The sequence below is a fragment of the Streptomyces sp. NPDC007875 genome (assembly GCF_042868035.1).
Classification (GTDB): Bacteria; Actinomycetota; Actinomycetes; order Streptomycetales; family Streptomycetaceae; genus Streptomyces; species Streptomyces antimycoticus.
The window spans coordinates 97,590-113,325 of sequence record NZ_JBIADZ010000003.1; the positions used below are offsets into that span (position 1 = coordinate 97,590).

12 protein-coding genes are annotated in these 15,736 nt (G+C 73.3%); 9 read left to right on the forward strand and 3 right to left on the reverse strand.

What is annotated here, in order from left to right:
- Positions 1-162 precede the first annotated feature (162 nt).
- Both ACFYOY_RS07365 and ACFYOY_RS07370 read right to left on the reverse strand, forming a co-directional pair.
- Positions 163-630 (reverse strand): hypothetical protein, encoded by a 468-nt coding sequence (locus ACFYOY_RS07365; RefSeq protein ID WP_351902718.1) that lies wholly within the window; start codon positions 628-630, stop codon positions 163-165.
- A gap of 49 nt (positions 631-679) precedes the next feature.
- The gene (locus ACFYOY_RS07370) at positions 680-1,048 is read right to left on the reverse strand and encodes a hypothetical protein (protein ID WP_059147974.1); all 369 of its coding nucleotides are present in this window, start codon (positions 1,046-1,048) and stop codon (positions 680-682) included.
- A gap of 148 nt (positions 1,049-1,196) precedes the next feature.
- Between ACFYOY_RS07370 and ACFYOY_RS07375 the strand changes: the two genes are divergently transcribed.
- The 9 genes from ACFYOY_RS07375 (at position 1,197) to ACFYOY_RS07415 (ending at position 14,169) form a co-directional block, all read left to right on the forward strand.
- A complete protein-coding gene (locus ACFYOY_RS07375; protein ID WP_351902561.1) occupies positions 1,197-1,844 on the forward strand; it encodes an HAD-IA family hydrolase in 648 nt (215 codons plus the stop codon).
- A 403-nt stretch (positions 1,845-2,247) separates the two neighbouring features.
- Positions 2,248-3,303 (forward strand): ATP-binding cassette domain-containing protein, encoded by a 1,056-nt coding sequence (locus ACFYOY_RS07380; RefSeq protein ID WP_351902564.1) that lies wholly within the window; start codon positions 2,248-2,250, stop codon positions 3,301-3,303.
- Positions 3,300-4,088: a methionine ABC transporter permease gene (locus tag ACFYOY_RS07385; RefSeq protein ID WP_351902567.1), complete on the forward strand. Its 789-nt coding sequence runs from the start codon at positions 3,300-3,302 to the stop codon at positions 4,086-4,088. Before ACFYOY_RS07380 ends, ACFYOY_RS07385 begins: the two co-directional genes overlap by 4 nt.
- 106 nt (positions 4,089-4,194) lie before the next feature.
- On the forward strand, positions 4,195-5,016 hold the full coding sequence (locus ACFYOY_RS07390; protein ID WP_351902570.1) for a MetQ/NlpA family ABC transporter substrate-binding protein: 822 nt from the start codon (positions 4,195-4,197) through the stop codon (positions 5,014-5,016).
- Between the two features lie 197 nt (positions 5,017-5,213).
- Entirely contained in the window at positions 5,214-5,861 is a 648-nt protein-coding gene (locus ACFYOY_RS07395) for a GNAT family N-acetyltransferase (protein WP_351902573.1), read from the forward strand.
- 293 nt (positions 5,862-6,154) lie between these two features.
- Entirely contained in the window at positions 6,155-7,408 is a 1,254-nt protein-coding gene (gene cbiE / locus ACFYOY_RS07400) for a precorrin-6y C5,15-methyltransferase (decarboxylating) subunit CbiE (RefSeq protein WP_351902576.1), read from the forward strand.
- A gap of 280 nt (positions 7,409-7,688) precedes the next feature.
- Positions 7,689-11,927, forward strand: a complete 4,239-nt coding sequence (gene cobT, locus ACFYOY_RS07405) for a nicotinate-nucleotide--dimethylbenzimidazole phosphoribosyltransferase (RefSeq protein WP_388585424.1) — start codon at positions 7,689-7,691, stop codon at positions 11,925-11,927.
- A 122-nt stretch (positions 11,928-12,049) separates the two neighbouring features.
- Positions 12,050-13,270 (forward strand): uroporphyrinogen-III C-methyltransferase, encoded by a 1,221-nt coding sequence (gene cobA, locus ACFYOY_RS07410; protein ID WP_351902582.1) that lies wholly within the window; start codon positions 12,050-12,052, stop codon positions 13,268-13,270.
- An 80-nt stretch (positions 13,271-13,350) separates the two neighbouring features.
- Entirely contained in the window at positions 13,351-14,169 is an 819-nt protein-coding gene (locus tag ACFYOY_RS07415; protein ID WP_351902585.1) for an RNA methyltransferase, read from the forward strand.
- Between the two features lie 3 nt (positions 14,170-14,172).
- Here the strand turns inward: ACFYOY_RS07415 and ACFYOY_RS07420 are convergent, their stop codons facing one another.
- Positions 14,173-15,534, reverse strand: coding sequence for a protein kinase (locus tag ACFYOY_RS07420; protein WP_388585429.1), 1,362 nt, complete (start codon positions 15,532-15,534; stop codon positions 14,173-14,175).
- Between the last annotated feature and the right edge of the window lie 202 nt (positions 15,535-15,736).

Sequence of the window (15,736 nt, forward strand, 5' to 3'; positions counted from 1 at the left end):
CCCCGCCCCGCCCCTCCCCCAGGCCCGCGCGCCGCCCCCCGCCCACCCCGGCCCGCTGCAGCCCCGCCCCCCCCCCCCGCCCGCCCGGGGCGCCCCCCCCCCCCCCCCGGCGCCCGAGGGCCCGGGATCAGGGGCGGAGCCCCGGCAGGCCCGCGGCGTGGGTCAGGCCCGCGACGCCGTATCCGGTGCGACCCGGCGGGCCTTGCGCAGCCACAACAGGCCCGTGACCGGCAGGAAGATCGGGATGAACAGATAGCCCATCCCGTAGTCGGACCACACCGTCTGGTCGGGGAAGGCCGAGGGGTCGGCAAGGGTCCAGGTCCCCACGGTCAGTACCCCCACCAGCTCCGCCGCACAGCAGATCATCGCCGCCTTGCGCGCGCCCTCGCCGCCGCGCACCAGCGAGACCGTGATGAACGCGTACACCACGGCGGAGACCGCCGAGAGGATGTAGGCGAGCGGGGCCTCCTGGTACTGGGCGATCAGCTGGTAGATCGAGCGGGACGCGGCGGCCACGGTGAAGACCCCGTAGAGCAGCACCAGCAGCCGCCCGGGGCCCTGCCCCAGTCCGGTGCGCGCGGCCGGTTCCGGCTTTCCGGCCGTCGTCCCGGCCGCCGAGTCCTCGGCCACCGACGCCTCCCGTGCTTCAGCCACCGACGCCTCCCGTGCCTCCTGTGAATCAGCCACCGACGCCTCCCCAGATGTCGTACAGCCGCACCTCGAGCACGGCCAGTACCACGGCCGCCGCGGAGACCGTCGCCGAACCCCAGCGGGTCCGCTCCGTGAGCGACATGAACGCCGCGACCGGCACCGCGAGCGCCGAGCCGATGAGATAGGCCACGAAGATGGCCACCCCCTGCTGCGGGTCGGCACCGCCCGCCAGCCGCACCACTCCTATGACCAGCTGCACGATCGCCAGCAGCGCCACCACGGCCATGCCGATGAAGTGCCAGTCCTTGGTCGGCTGGTCCCGGTAGGCGGCGAAGCCGCACCACGCGGCGAGGAGGAGCGCGGTCACACCGAGCGCGACCGTCAGCGCGTCGATCAACGGGACCTCCGCGCGGTGCGGCGGCGCACCCGAGGGCGGCGCACACAGGGAGTGACAAGCATGGGACGAGGGTAATCGGCCCGCCCGCCCGCGCTGCGCTCGGCCCCGCGCCCGAGGGCGTCCGCGCCCTCCACGTACGCTGCGGCTCATGAAGATCTCCGCTGACGCGCTGCTGTTCGACAACGACGGAACCCTCGTCTCCTCCCTGGACTCGGTGCATCGCTGCTGGACCCGCTGGGCCGAGGAGCAGGGGATTCCGGCGGAGGACTTCGCGGCGGTCGAGCTGCACGGCCGCCCGGCGGACGACATCATCGCCGATCTGCTCCCCGCCGACCGCGCCCCGCGGGCCCGGGCGCGCATCGACGAGCTGGAGCTGGAGGACGTACCGGGCGGGGTGAAGCTGCTCCCCGGCACCGCCGAGCTGCTGGCGGGGCTGCCCGCCGCACGCTGGGCCGTGGTGACCTCCGCCAACCGCCCGCTGGCCGAGGCCCGCCTGGCCGAGGTGGCGATACGCCCTGGGACGCTGATCACCTCCGACGACATCACCCGCGGCAAGCCCGACCCCGAGCCGTTCCTGCTCGCGGCCGAGCGGCTCGGAGTCGACCCGGCACGCTGTGTGGTCTTCGAGGACGCGCCCGCCGGGCTCGCGGCAGGCCGCGCGGCCGGGATGCGGACCGTGGCATTGACCACAACGACCGCCCGCGAGGAGCTGGTCGCCGACATCGTGGTCGAGGACCTGTCGGCCGTGTCCGCGCGGCTCCTCGACGGGGGCGTGGAGATCACCTGCCGGGTCTGAACCGGGTCCCGGCCACCCCCTTCCACCGTCCACGGACCGGTCAACGACGTCCGCTATGCGGACATGCTTGATGGGCCCGTACGGGTGTCTGCTTTACTTGCAGCCATGACCACGACGAGCTGCCGCATCCCTGCGACCGAGGCGAACCCCACGCCCGGTGCTCGTTGTCGGTGTCGAATGTGTGACTGCTGAGGGCCCCCGCCTGAGCCTCGCGCCCCGAAGCGAGACCGGCTGAGCCGGACCCGCGTGCCCAGCGCGCCGGACCGCGCCGCCCCGCGTCACCGGAACCCGAACCGCGCCCACACATCGCGCAGCTCCTCGGGTCCGCCCTGCCGCGTTCCGAAATGAACGAGCCGTGCCCGGCGGCACCAACCGCCGTGCACTCAACAGTGACGGAAACCCTGTGATCACCACCACGGACCTGACCAAGGTCTACCGCTCACGAGGCCGCGAGGTCACCGCCCTCGACGGCGTCGATCTGCATGTCCGCGAGGGCGAGGTGTACGGCGTCGTCGGCCAGAGCGGCGCCGGGAAGTCCACCCTCATCCGCTGCGTCAACCTCCTGGAGCGCCCCACCTCCGGCACGGTCACCGTGGCCGGCCAGGACCTGACCGCACTCGCCGGGCGCCGCCAGAGCGCCGGCTCCGCGCTGCGCCAGGCCCGCAGCCGTGTCGGCATGGTGTTCCAGCACTTCAACCTGCTCTCCTCGCGCACCGTGCGGGACAACGTCGAGCTGCCCCTGGAGATCCTCGGCGTCTCCGGCAAGGAGCGCACCCGCAAGGCCCTGGAGCTGCTGGAGTTGGTGGGGCTCAGCGACAAGGCCAGGGCGTACCCCGCGCAGCTCTCCGGTGGTCAGAAGCAGCGCGTCGGCATCGCCCGTGCGCTCGCCGGCGACCCCAAGGTGCTGCTCTCGGACGAGGCGACCTCCGCGCTCGACCCCGAGACCACCCGCTCGATCCTCCAGTTGCTGCGCGACCTCAATGAGCAGCTGGGCCTGACCGTGCTGCTCATCACGCACGAGATGGACGTCGTCAAGACGATCTGCGACTCGGCCGCGCTGATGCGCGACGGCCGGATCGTGGAGTCCGGCACGGTCAGCGAGCTGCTGGCGACGCCCGGCTCCGAGCTGGCCCAGGAGCTCTTCCCGGTCGGCGGGGTGCCCTCGGGCGAGGACCGTACGGTCGTGGACGTCACCTTCCAGGGCGAGGCGGCCACCAAGCCGGTCATCTCCCAGCTGTCCCGTACGTACAACATCGACATCTCGATCCTGGGCGCCGCGATGGACACCGTCGGCGGCCACCAGGTCGGCCGGATGCGGATCGAGCTGCCCGGCCGGTTCGAGGAGAACGTCGTACCGATCGGCTTCCTGCGGGAGCAGGGCCTGCAGGTCGATGTGGCGGCCATCGCCGACGGCCCGCGCGCGAACCCGACCCCGCTGCTCAAGGAGGGCGCCAAGTGACCTGGTCCGAGATGGAGCCCCTGCTGGAGCAGGCCTGTTGGGACACCCTCTACATGGTGGGCTGGTCGGCGGTGATCGCGGTCGTCGGCGGACTGCCGCTCGGCGTGCTGCTGGTCCTCACCGACCGCGGCGGAGTGCTGCAGAACGTCGTGGTGAACAAGGTCGTCGGGCAGATCGTCAACGTCGCCCGCTCGATGCCGTTCATCATCCTGATGGTCGCCCTGATCTCCTTCACCCGGGCGATCGTGGGCACCACCATCGGCCCCGAGGCCGCGATCGTGCCCCTGGCCATTGGCGCCATCCCCTTCTATGCCCGGCTCGTGGAGACCTCGGTGCGCGAGGTGGACGGCGGGCTGGTCGAGGCCGTGCAGGCGATGGGCGGCTCCACCTGGACCGTCGTCCGCAAGGTGCTGCTGCCCGAGTCGCTGCCCGCGCTGATCTCCAGCGCGACCACCACGATCGTCGCGCTCATCGGCTACTCCGCGATGGCCGGCACGGTCGGCGCCGGCGGCCTCGGTGACCTGGCGGTCCGCTACGGCTATCTGCGGTTCGAGACCAAGCTGATGTGGATCACCGTCGCCATCCTCGCGGTGGTCATCTCCGTCATCCAGTTCGCGGGCGACCTGGCCGCCCGCGGCCTGTCGCACCGCGGCCGCTCCTCGGTCGCCCCGCGGCTGGTGCTGCTGCGCGGCGGCGCGTCCCGGGCCGGGAAGCCCGCTCCGGCCCCGCAGCCGGATGCCGCGCCGGCCGAGATCGAGTCCGTGGAGCCGACCAAGGTCCCCTGAGCCCCCACCCACCTCCCGTCCCCTCCTCTCCTCCGTATCACCCCGCCCGTCATTCCGCTTCCGCACCCGCGGCGGATCCGTGCGCCCTCAAAGAAAGGCACTTTTCGTGCGTAACACCACCAAGACCGTCACCACCGTCCTCGCCGCCGGCGCGCTCGCCCTGGGCGCCGCCGCCTGCAGCCCCTCGTCCTCCGACGACAAGAACGGCGCGCTGGTCGTCGCCGCGAGCCCGGTCCCGCACGCGGAGATACTCAACTACGTCAAGGACCACCTGGCCGACAAGGCGGGCCTCAAACTGGAGGTCAAGGAGTTCACCGACTACAACACGCCGAACCTCTCCACCCAGGACGGCTCGGTCGGCGCCAACTACTTCCAGAACCAGCCGTTCCTGGATGACTTCAACAAGAAGAAGGGCACCGACATCGTGCCCGTCGTCACCGTGCACCTCGAGCCGCTCGGCCTCTACTCGCACAAGGTGAAGAAGGCCGGCGAGCTGGGGAAGGGCGCCACCGTGGCCGTCCCGAGCGACACGGTCAACGAGGCCCGCGCGCTGAAGCTGCTGGACGCCAACGGGGTCATCAAGCTCAAGAGCGGTGTGGGCAACGAGGCCACCCCCAAGGACATCGTCACCAACCCCAAGGGCCTGAAGTTCAAGGAGCTGGAGGCCGCCCAGCTGCCGCGGTCGCTCGACGACGTGGACGCCGCGGTCGTCAACGGCAACTACGCCATCGAGGCGCACCTCAAGCCCGCCAAGGACGCCATCCTCCTCGAATCGCCCAAGAACAACCCGTACGCCAACTTCCTGGCCGTGAAGAAGGGCAACGAGGACGACCCGCGCGTCAAGAAGCTGGCCAAGCTCCTCACCTCCCCCGAGGTGAAGAAGTACATCGAGGACCAGTACCAGGGCTCCGTGCTGCCGTCCTTCTGATCCCCGGCGCACCGCGACACCACCGCAACGATCGCGCCAACCTTCCCGCCCACCGGCGGATCCCCAGGGCTCCGCATCCGGACCACAACCGGATGCGGGGCCTTCCGATTCACCCCCCGTGCTGCATTTCCCCTGCGTGATGCTGCATGCTGGGCCTCTCTACGGCCCTGAAACGACCCCCGGTTACGGAGCGGCGCATGACATCCACCTTCCCGGACATCTCCATCAGCACGGAACGGCTGGTGCTGCGCCCGTTCGAGGAAGCGGACATACCCGCGCTCGCGGACATGATGAACGACGAACACGTCATCGCCTGGACCCGGGCGCCCAATCCGTACAGCCCCGCCGACGCGCGCGACCAGGCGCTGCGGCTCGCCCCGGCGGAACGGACCACGGGCCGGGGCATCGTCTTCGCGGTCGCCGAATTCCTCACCCAGCGGCTGGTCGGCATCGTGCATCTGAGCCATACCGACTGGAGACTGCTGGCGACCGAGGCCAGCTATATCGTCGCCCCCTGGGCGCGTGGTGAGGGCTATGCCTCGGAGGCGGTGCTGGCCGTGGCCCGCTGGCTGTTCCAGGACCAGAAGTTCGAGCGCCTGGAGCTGCGCACCGCCGCCGGCAACACCGCCGCCCAGCAGGTCGCCCAGAAGGTCGGCTGTATCAGCGAGGGTGTGTTGCGCAACGCCTGGATAGCCCGCACCCAGACGGAGGACGGCGGCTGGACCGATATGCGCACCGACCTCATCGTCTGGAGTCTGCTCGCCGAGGACCTCGACGGCGCCCCCGACCGGATCTCCGGGCCCGAGGGCTTCGGCGTCTATCCCACCTACTCCGACTGGGGCTGACGCCCCACCGGGCCCCGGCCGGGGCGGAGATCCGGCGCATTCGCGCGGTCCGCGCCCCCGGCGCACCACCCCCGCGCCCGCCCCCGCTCCAGCGGTCCGGACCAGCCGGGGTACTCTTCGTCCGCGCCGAGCACCCGCGCCTTGGCCGCATCCGGGACCGTGCCCCGCGCATCCGCGGCGCACCGACCGCGACCCGCCCGTGAACCCTCACAGGCACACCATGCGACGCACGCGGCCCACCGCGACGCACCCGACAGACCCGAACCCGCCACACATAGGGGAGAACAAGGACGATGGCCGACCGCGTCACGGTGATCGGTTGGGACGGCACCCCGCTGACGGACGCGGCCCGCTCCGCCCTCGCGGCGGCCACCCTCGTGGCCGGCGCCGCCCACCACCTGGCGCGGCCCGAAGTCCCGCCCGGCGCCGAACGGATCCGGCTCGGCAGCGTGGACCTCGCGGCCCGCAGGATCGCCCAGCACCGCGGCTCCGCCGTGGTCCTGGCCGACGGCGACCCCGGCTTCTTCGGCGTCGTCCGCGCCCTGCGCGCCCCCGAGCACGGACTCGAGGTCGAGGTCGTCCCCGCCGTCTCCTCCGTCGCCGCCGCCTTCGCCCGGGCCGGGATGCCCTGGGACGACGCCCAGGTCGTCGTCGCTCACAGCCGCGATCTGCGCCGCGCGGTCAACGTCTGCCGCGCCCACACCAAGGTCGCCGTCCTCACCTCGCCCGGCGCCGGCCCCGCCGAACTCGCACTGCTGCTCGGCCCCGTGCACCGCACCTTCGTCATCTGCGAGGCGCTGGGCACCGAACGCGAGCAGGTCACCGTCCTGACCTCCGACAAGGCCGCCGACCACGCCTGGCGTGACCCCAACGTCGTCATCGTCATCGGCGGCTCCGGCATAACTCCCGTCCACGGCGGCCCGGCGGCCGGCGCCGCCCGCGGCGCGCTGCAGAGCGGCGGCTGGATCGCCGGGCGGGACCCCGGCTACCCGGGCGCCGTCCGCGGCTGGGCGCTGCCCGGCCCCGCGTACGGGACCGTGCTGGGCGAGAGCGAGTCCCCGCAGCTACGCGCCCTTCAACTCGCCCGCATCGGCCCCCGCCTGGGCGACCTGGTCTGGGACATCGGAGCGGGCAGCGGCGCGGCGGCCGTCGAGACCGCCGGGTTCGGCGCCGCCGTCATCACCGTCGACCGCGACCCGGACGCCTGCGAGCGCACCGACACCCTGGCCCGCCGCTTCGGCGTACAGCTCCAGGTCGTCCAGGGCGTCGCCCCCGAGGTGCTGGAGGACCTGCCGGAGCCGGACGTGGTGCGGATCGGCGGAGGGGGCGCACCCGTCGTCGCCGCGTGCGCCGCGCGCCGCCCCGAGCGCATCGTCACCCATGCCGCGACCCGTGACGAGGCCGAGGCCATCGGCCGGGCGCTGGAGGACGGCGGCTACGCCGTCGAATGCGTGCTGCTGCAGTCCGTCGAGTTGGACACGCGGGGCTGGACCGAACGGGAGCGCGCGGTCGCCTTCATGCTCTGCGGCCACCGCCCGCACCAGTGATTTTGTCCTTGTGACGTTCGCCCCGAGCTTCGCCCCGGTGACCTGCCCGGGGCACCGCGCGGGGTAGGCTGGCGGATCGTTGTACTGCCTGTACCGCTGCCCGGCGTTCGGCGCTTTATTGGCCAAAGGCCGGAAAATGCTCCTCCCTTGGAGGGGTGGCGGTAGGCAAGCCTCGGGCGTGTCTACGTGCCGCGCACGGCGCATGCTCGTTCTTGCTCAGGGGGCTTGCTCTCGGCGGTAGGCGGTTGGAAGGAGCACTAGCGATGGGCGAGGGGTACGCATGACCGACACCGGCCAGGTCCCGGGAGAGGGACTGCCGGAGAACGCAGGCGGACGACTCGGACATCCGCACCCGGCGGATGTCCATGCCCCGCCTGCCGACGCCGGTTACATCGAACAGCCGCATCCCGGTGTCGCTCCCGGCGCCGCCTACACCTTCCTCGACGGGCCCGAACACGTCGGTGAGGAGGACGATCTGCTGCTGATGCCGGGCGCCCAGGGTGCCTGGAGCGAGCAGCAGGCCCAGTACCAGACCGGGGCGTACGAGGCGGGTGCGCTCGACCCAGGCGCCGCCGCGTACGCCGAGACTCAGATGCCCGAGCCGCAGCCCGTGGCGGAGCAGCCCGTACCGCAGTCGGCCCCCGCCCAGGCCGCGTACGCGGCGCCCGCCGCCCCCGCCCGGCGGCCGCTCCACATGGGCCCGCCGGTGCCCGACACCTCCAACGGCGTGGTGCGTTCGCTCGCCGACCGGGGCCCGGCCGCGGGCCGGCACGCCGCGCCCGTACGCCAGCCGGAGCCCGAGCCGCAGGCCGTGCCGGAACCGGAGCCGGAGTCGCAGCCGCAGGTGCCGCACCAGGTCGCCTCCCAGCCCGAGTACGGGGCGGGGCCGCAGCAGGGCGTTCCGGCGCCTGAGCAGGACGGGATGGCGGAGCAGCAGTCCGCCGGGCCCGAGCACTTTGCCGGGCCTGAGCAGCAGCAGTTCGCCGAGGGCGCGCAGTTCGCTGAGCCCGAGCAGCAGTTCGCCACTCCTGAGCAGTTCGCTGAGCCCGAGCAGCAGTTCGCCGCGCCTGAGCAGTTCGCCGCGCCTGAGCAGTTCGGCGCGCCTGAGCAGTTCGTTGTTCCCGAACAGCCGGTCATGCTCGAGCAGCCGCTGGCGGCCGACTACTCCACCGCGCCCCAGTACGCCGCCGGGCCGCAGTACTTCACCCCGCAGCCCGACGACCTGAGTCGGCTCCCCGGGCCCCAGCTCGCGGACCTCCCGCAGATGGCCGACGCCCCGCAGCCGGGGGACGCCTGGGACTCCACGCCGCCGGCGCAGCAGGCCGCGCAGGCCGCTGCGCCCGCGCCCGCGCCCGCGCCCGCTCCGGCGGAGACGGCCGGTACGGCCGAGGAGCCTCAGGTCGTGGAGGGGCCCGAAGCAAAGCCCGCTCCCCAGCAGTTCGTCCAGCCCGAGGCGATGGCGCCGGAGGCACAGCCGGTCGCGATGGACCAGGCGTACGGGGATTCGGCGGTCGCGGACCCGCACCCGATGGGCGCGACCATCCCGGCCCAGGCCGGGGAGCCCGTCATGGAGCCCGCCCCAGAGGCAGCCGTGGCCGAGGGGCAGGTCCTCGACATCCCGACCCAGGCGCAGACCGAGCCCATCACCGGACAGGCCGAGGCCCGGCCCGCCCCCGCCCCGGTCGCGGAGGTCACACCCGAGATCCCGGCGCAGTTGGCCCATGAGCCGGTCACGGCCGAGGAGCCGTACGCTGCCGCCGCCGAGGCCCCCGCCCAGGACGCCGTTCAGGAACTCCCGGATCAGCCCGCCGAATCGGTGGAGCCGATCGCTGTGGACCCGGCTCCCTCGATAGTGGCCGACGTGGCCGACGAGACGCCTCAGCCCGAAGAGGCCGCCGCCGAGGAGCCCGCCGCTGCCGAGACGCCTCGGCAGGAGGCGCCCGTCGAGCCGGAGGCGGAGGTCGCGCCCGAGGCGGAGGCCGTCCCGGAGGCGGAGGCGCCTCGGCAGGAGGCTCCCGCCGAGACGCCTGAGCAGGCGGCGGCAGAGCCGGAGCCCGAGCCCGAGCCGATCGCCGAGGCGGAGACCGCGGAGACCGCGGAGACCGCGGCCGAGGCTGAGGAGCAGTCCCCGGAGGAGCAGGCTCCCGAGGCCGAAGCGGCGGACGCCCCGGAGGCCGAGGCCACCGAGAGCGAAGCCGCTGAGGCGGAGGCACCCGAGACCGCCGAGGCCGAGGCGGCGCCCCCCGAGCCGGACGCGGAAGCGGCGGCCGAGGCAGCGCCCGAAGCCACCGGGCCCGAAGTCACCGGGCCCGAAGTCACCGGGCCCGAAGCCACCGGGCCCGAAGCCACCGGGCCCAAGGCTGAGGCAGGGACGGAAGTCCAGCCCACCGAGCCCGAGGCCATGACGCCCGAAACGGCGCCCGAAGCCGAAGCCACCGAGCCCGAAGCCCCCGAGCCCGAGGCCACCGAGCCGGAAGCCACGGAGCCGCAGGCCGGTGCCCCCGAGGCCGATAGCTCGGAGGCCGCCGAACCCGAGGCCGACGTGACGGAATCCCCCGAGCCCGAGGCCGGGACCGCCGAACCGGAGCCCACGGACCCGGAAGCCGCCGAGCCCGCGGCCACGGACGACCCCGAGGCGCACACCCCGGAGCCGGAGCCCGAGCCCCAAACGGATCCCGAAACGGCCACCGATCCCGTAACGGACGAGGCCCAGGGATCCACACCGGAGCCCGAGACCGACACCGAGCCCGAGCCCGAGCCCGAGCTGATCCCCATCCCCATCGGCCCCCGCGCCGAGGGGTACGACGAGGCCGAGCGCGCCGCCGTCCACCGCGTGATGCGCGAGCGCCGGGACATCCGTAACGGCTTCCGGTCCGACCCCATCCCGCACGAGGTGCTGCTGCGCGTTCTCGAAGCCGCGCACACCGCGCCCAGCGTCGGGCACTCCCAGCCGTGGGACTTCGTCGTCATCCGCTCGGCGGAGACCCGGCGCGCCATGCATGAGCTGGCCATGCGCCAGCGGGACGCGTACGCCAAGTCCCTCCCCAAGGGCCGGGCCAAGCAGTTCAAGGAACTGAAGATCGAGGCCATCCTCGAGACCCCGGTCAACATCGTCGTCACCGCCGACCCCACCCGCGGTGGCCGCCACACCCTCGGCCGGCACACCCAGCCGCAGATGGCGCCGTACTCCTCCGCGCTCGCGGTGGAGAACCTCTGGCTCGCCGCCCGCGCCGAGGGCCTCGGCGTCGGCTGGGTCAGTTTCTTCGACGAGCGCGAGATGGTGCGGGAGCTCGGGCTGCCCGACCATCTGGAGGTCGTGGCGTATCTGTGCGTCGGATACGTCGACGAGTTCCCGCAGGAACCGGAGCTGATGAAGGCCGGGTGGTCCAAGCGCCGCCCGCTGTCCTGGGTCGTCCACGAGGAGACGTACGGCCGCCGCACCCTGCCCGGCGGCGATCCGCACAACCTGCTCCAGGAGACCCTGCGCGGCATCCGCCCGCTGGACGCCAAGGCGCTCGGCGAGGCGTGGGAGCGGCAGAAGCGGATGACCAAGCCGTCCGGTGCGCTCGGCATGCTGGAGATCATCTCCGCCCAGCTCAGCGGGCTGTCCCGGCAGTGCCCGCCGCCGATTCCGGAGCCCGCGGCCGTCGCGGTCTTCGCGGGCGACCACGGGGTGCACGCCCAGGGCGTCACCGCCTGGCCGCAGGAGGTCACCAGCCAGATGGTGGCCAACTTCCTGGGTGGCGGCGCGGTCTGCAACGCCTTCGCCGCCCAGGTGGGCGCCGAGGTGTGCGTCGTGGACGTCGGGGTGGCGAGCGATCTGCCCAGCACCCCCGGGCTGCTGCCGCGCAAGGTGCGGGCGGGCACCGGAGACTTCACCGTCGGCCCCGCGCTCACCCGCGAGGAGGTGCTGCGCGCCATCGAGGTGGGCATCGAGACGGCCCGCGATCTGGTGGCCGCCGGGAACAAGGCGCTGCTCACCGGAGAGATGGGGATCGCCAACACCACCGTGTCGGCCGCCTTGGTCTCCATCTACACCGGCGCCGACCCGGCCGAGGTGACCGGGCGCGGCACGGGCATCAACGACGAGATGCACGCCCGCAAGATCGATGTCGTACGGCGCGGTCTCGAGCTGCACCAGCCCGATCCGGCCGACCCGATCGGCGTCCTGTCGGCGATCGGCGGCCTGGAGCACGCCGCGATCACCGGGCTGCTGCTGGGCGGCGCCTCGCTGCGTACGCCCGTGATCCTGGACGGGGTGAGCGCGGGCGCCGCCGCGCTGGTCGCCCGGGCCATCGCGCCCGAGGTGCTGGCGGCCTGCATCGCGGGCCACCGCAGCGCTGAGCCGGGCCATGTGGCGGCCCTGAACAAGCTGGGTCTGCGCCCCCTGGTCGACCTGGATCTGCGGCTCGGCGAGGGCACCGGGGCGCTGCTCGCCCTTCCGGTGGTGCAGAGCGCCGCACGGGCGATGCACGAGGTGGCCACGTTCGACTCCGCAGGGGTCACGGAGAAGAACTGATGCGCGCCCCCGCCGCGTAGGGTGTCGGCGGGGGCTCCGCCCCAGAGTCGAGCAAGCCCCAGCCGATCAGCCGCTCCAGCGCCGCAGCGGCCGCGCATTCGCACGAGGAGAGCCGCACCGCCATGTCCGAACACTTCGCATACCCCGTCGGACTGCGCCTTTCCGGGCGGCGTGTGGTCGTCCTCGGGGCGGGGCAGGTCGCCCAGCGCCGGCTGCCCGCGCTGATAGCGGCCGGTGCGGACATCCTGCTGATCTCGCCGTCCGCCACCGCCTCCGTCGAGGCCATGGCCGAGGCGGGGGAGGTGCGCTGGGAGCGCCGCCGCTACCAGGAGGGCGACTTCGAGGACGCCTGGTACGTCCTGATCACCACGGACGACCCGGAGGCCAACGCCACCGCGTCCGCCGAGGCCGAGGCGCGCCGCATCTGGTGCGTCCGCAGCGACGACGCCGAGGCCGCCTCCGCCTGGACCCCGGCCACCGGGCGGAGCGAGGGCGTCACCGTCGCCGTGCTCACCGGACAGGACCCGCGCCGCTCCGCCGCCGTCCGGGACGCCGTGGTGGAGGGGCTGCGCGACGGCACCCTCGCCGCGCCCCGCCACCGCGTCCGCGGCCCGCGGGTGGCGCTGGTGGGCGGCGGGCCGGGCGATCCGGACCTGATCACCGTGCGCGGCCGCCGCCTCCTCGCCGAGGCGGACGTGGTGGTGGCCGACCGGCTCGGCCCGCGCGATCTGCTCGATGAACTTCCGCCGCATGTCGAGGTGATCGACGCGGCGAAGATCCCGTACGGCCGCTTCATGGCCCAGGAGGCGATCAACAACGCGCTGATCGAGCACGCCAAGGCGGGCAAGTCGGTCGTCCGCCTCAAGGGCGGCGACCCCTTCGTCTTCGGGCGCGGCATGGAGGAGGCGGAGGCGCTCGCGGAGGCCGGTATCCCGTGCACGGTCGTCCCCGGCATCTCCAGCTCCATCAGCGTCCCGGGCGCGGCCGGGATCCCGGTGACCCACCGGGGCGTCGCGCATGAGTTCACGGTTGTCAGCGGCCATGTCGCGCCCGACGACCCCAGCTCCCTGGTGGACTGGGCGGCGCTGGCCCGGCTGCGCGGCACGCTGGTGCTGCTCATGGCCGTGGAGAAGATCGGCGCCATCGCCGCGACCCTCGTCGCCCACGGCCGGGCCGCCGACACCCCCGTCGCCGTGGTCCAGGAGGGCACCACCCCGGCCCAGCGCCGGGTGGACGCGACCCTCGCCACCGTCGGGGAGAAGGTCGCGGCCGAGGGCGTACGGCCCCCGGCGGTCGTGGTGATCGGCGATGTCGTCGCCCTCTCGCCCCGTGACCACCGCTGACGTAAGCGGACGTAACCGCCGGTAACTTATTCGCGTCGGGCTCATTGGCACCGCATCCAGGACAAGGCAGTATCACTTAAGTGGCTGATCTCATCACCGTCGATGATCCGGACGACCCGCGGCTGCGCGACTACACGGGTCTGACCGATGTGGAGCTGCGACGCAAGCGGGAACCGGCCGAGGGCCTGTTCATCGCCGAAGGCGAGAAGGTGATCCGGCGCGCCCGCCTCGCCGGCTACGAGATGCGCTCGATGCTGCTGTCGTCCAAGTGGGTCGATGTGATGCGGGACGTCATCGAGGACGTCCCCGCCCCCGTCTACGCCGTCAGCCCCGAACTGGCCGAACGCGTGACCGGCTACCACGTCCACCGCGGCGCACTCGCCTCCATGCAGCGCAAGCCGCTGCCGGACGCGGAGTCGGTCCTCCAGGGCGCCCGGCGCGTCGCCATCATGGAGTCCGTCAACGACCACACCAACACCGGCGCGATCTTCCGCAGCGCGGCGGCCCTCGGCATGGACGCCGTGCTTCTCTCGCCGGACTGCGCCGACCCCCTCTACCGGCGCTCGGTCAAGGTCTCCATGGGCGCCGTCTTCTCCGTGCCGTACGCCCGCCTGGAGAGCTGGCCGCGCGGGCTGGAGGCGGTCCGGGAGGCCGGGTTCAAGATCCTCGCCCTGACCCCCGACGAGAAGGCCACCACCATCGACGACGCGGCTCCGCACCGCCTGGAGCGGGTCGCGCTGATGCTGGGCGCGGAGGGCGACGGGCTCTCCACCCAGGCGCTGATGGCCGCGGACGAGTGGGTCCGGATCCCGATGGCCCACGGCGTGGACTCCCTCAACGTGGGCGCGGCGGCGGCGGTCGCCTTCTACGCGGTCACCTCGGGCAGACCGGGGCTCTGACCCCTACCGGCCGTCCGGCCCGGCCGCCGCCTCCGCCGAGTGCGGGGCCTGCGCCGAGTGCGGCGCCTGCGCCGAATATGGCGCCGCCGCCGAGACCGACCCCGTCGGCCCATGCGGTGCGCCCAGGCCGTTCGCCGGGCCCTGACAGCCCTGCGCCGCCGCGATCCCCAGCGCCACCAGCAGCGTCACCACGACGAACACGGTCAGCCGCTGACGCAGCAGCCGGCGGTTCGGCCCGCTGGGGCGGCGTCCGCCCGGCGAGGTGCGAACGGTGTTGGCCGGACGACCCGAGCGGTCCGTGCGCGCGGGCGGCCGCGGGGTCCGGCGCTGTGCCTGCGCCGGACGCGCCGGGGTGTTCCGCCCCGTGTTCCGCCCCGGGGCCCCGCCCGTACTGGCTCCCGGCCGCGGGGACGGCGACCCGTTCCGCGGCGTCGGCGTACTGCCGGGGCGCCGCTCCGTGTGCTGGTCGGCGTATGCCTCGGGGCGCCGCGCCGGGGGGCGGCTCGGCCCGTCGCCGTAGCCCCCGGCACCGTGCCCGTGCCCTTGTGCCTCGCGTGCCGCGATCTCCTTCAGCCGCAGCGACAGTTGCAGGGTGCTCGGCCGGTCCTCCGGATCCTTCGCCAGACAGGCGTGGAGCAGCGGCGCCAGGGCGTCGGGAACGCCCAGCAGCTGCGGCTCCTCGTGCACCACCCGGTACAGCATCACCTCCGAACTGCCGTGCCCGAACGGCGAGTCCGCCGTCGAGGCGTACGCGAGCGTGGCGCCCAGCGCGAAGACATCGGTCGCCGGGGTCACCGCCGCGCCCCGCACCTGCTCGGGCGCGAGGAAGCCGGGCGAGCCGACCGCCGTGCCGACGTGGGTGAGGGTGCTGGCCCCGGTCGCCCAGGCGATACCGAAGTCGATGATGCGCGGGCCCTTGGGGGAGAGCAGGATGTTCGAGGGCTTGAGGTCACGGTGGACGACCCCCGCCTCATGGACCGCCAACAGCCCCTCTGCCAGCGCCGACCCGATCGACGCGACCTGGGCGGCGGGCAGCGGGCCCTCCTCGTTCACCTTGTCGTGGAGGGAGGGGCCCGGTACGTACTGGGTGGCGAACCAGGGGCGGTCGGCCTCCAGGTCGGCGGCCACCAGCCGGGCCGTACAGCCGCCGCGAATCCGCCGCGCGGCGGAGACCTCCCGGGCGAACCGCGACCGGAACTCCCGGTCCTCGGCGAGATCCGGCCGGATCACCTTCAGGGCCACCCGCTGGCCGCGCCGGTCGGAGCCGAGGTAGACCACCCCCATGCCGCCCGCGCCGAGCCGCCGGTGCAGCCGGAAGGAACCGACGACACGCGGGTCCTCGCGCCGGAGCCGCATCATCGCCATGTCCGTCCCCTACCTCCGGTGGGGAGCCCCTCCCTTAACCCCTGGTGGGGAGCCCCATCCGCTGCCGTCTGCTTGCCGTTTGCCGCTGATCTGACGTCAGTCCGCCGCAGTTGTCCGTCGCCGTCCGTCTGACGTGCACAGCTTACGGATTGACAGCCCCGCGCGCTGAGAGGCCGCGCATGCGTCGGCCGATGGATTGTCA

Coding starts and splice junctions, on each gene's coding strand:
- ACFYOY_RS07420 (WP_388585429.1), bottom strand. CDS start 15,534: ATGGCGATGATGCGGCTCCGGCGCGAGGACCCGCGTGTCGTCGGTTCC.
- ACFYOY_RS07395 (WP_351902573.1), top strand. CDS start 5,214: ATGACATCCACCTTCCCGGACATCTCCATCAGCACGGAACGGCTGGTG.
- cobA (WP_351902582.1), top strand. CDS start 12,050: ATGTCCGAACACTTCGCATACCCCGTCGGACTGCGCCTTTCCGGGCGG.
- ACFYOY_RS07375 (WP_351902561.1), top strand. CDS start 1,197: ATGAAGATCTCCGCTGACGCGCTGCTGTTCGACAACGACGGAACCCTC.
- cbiE (WP_351902576.1), top strand. CDS start 6,155: ATGGCCGACCGCGTCACGGTGATCGGTTGGGACGGCACCCCGCTGACG.
- cobT (WP_388585424.1), top strand. CDS start 7,689: ATGACCGACACCGGCCAGGTCCCGGGAGAGGGACTGCCGGAGAACGCA.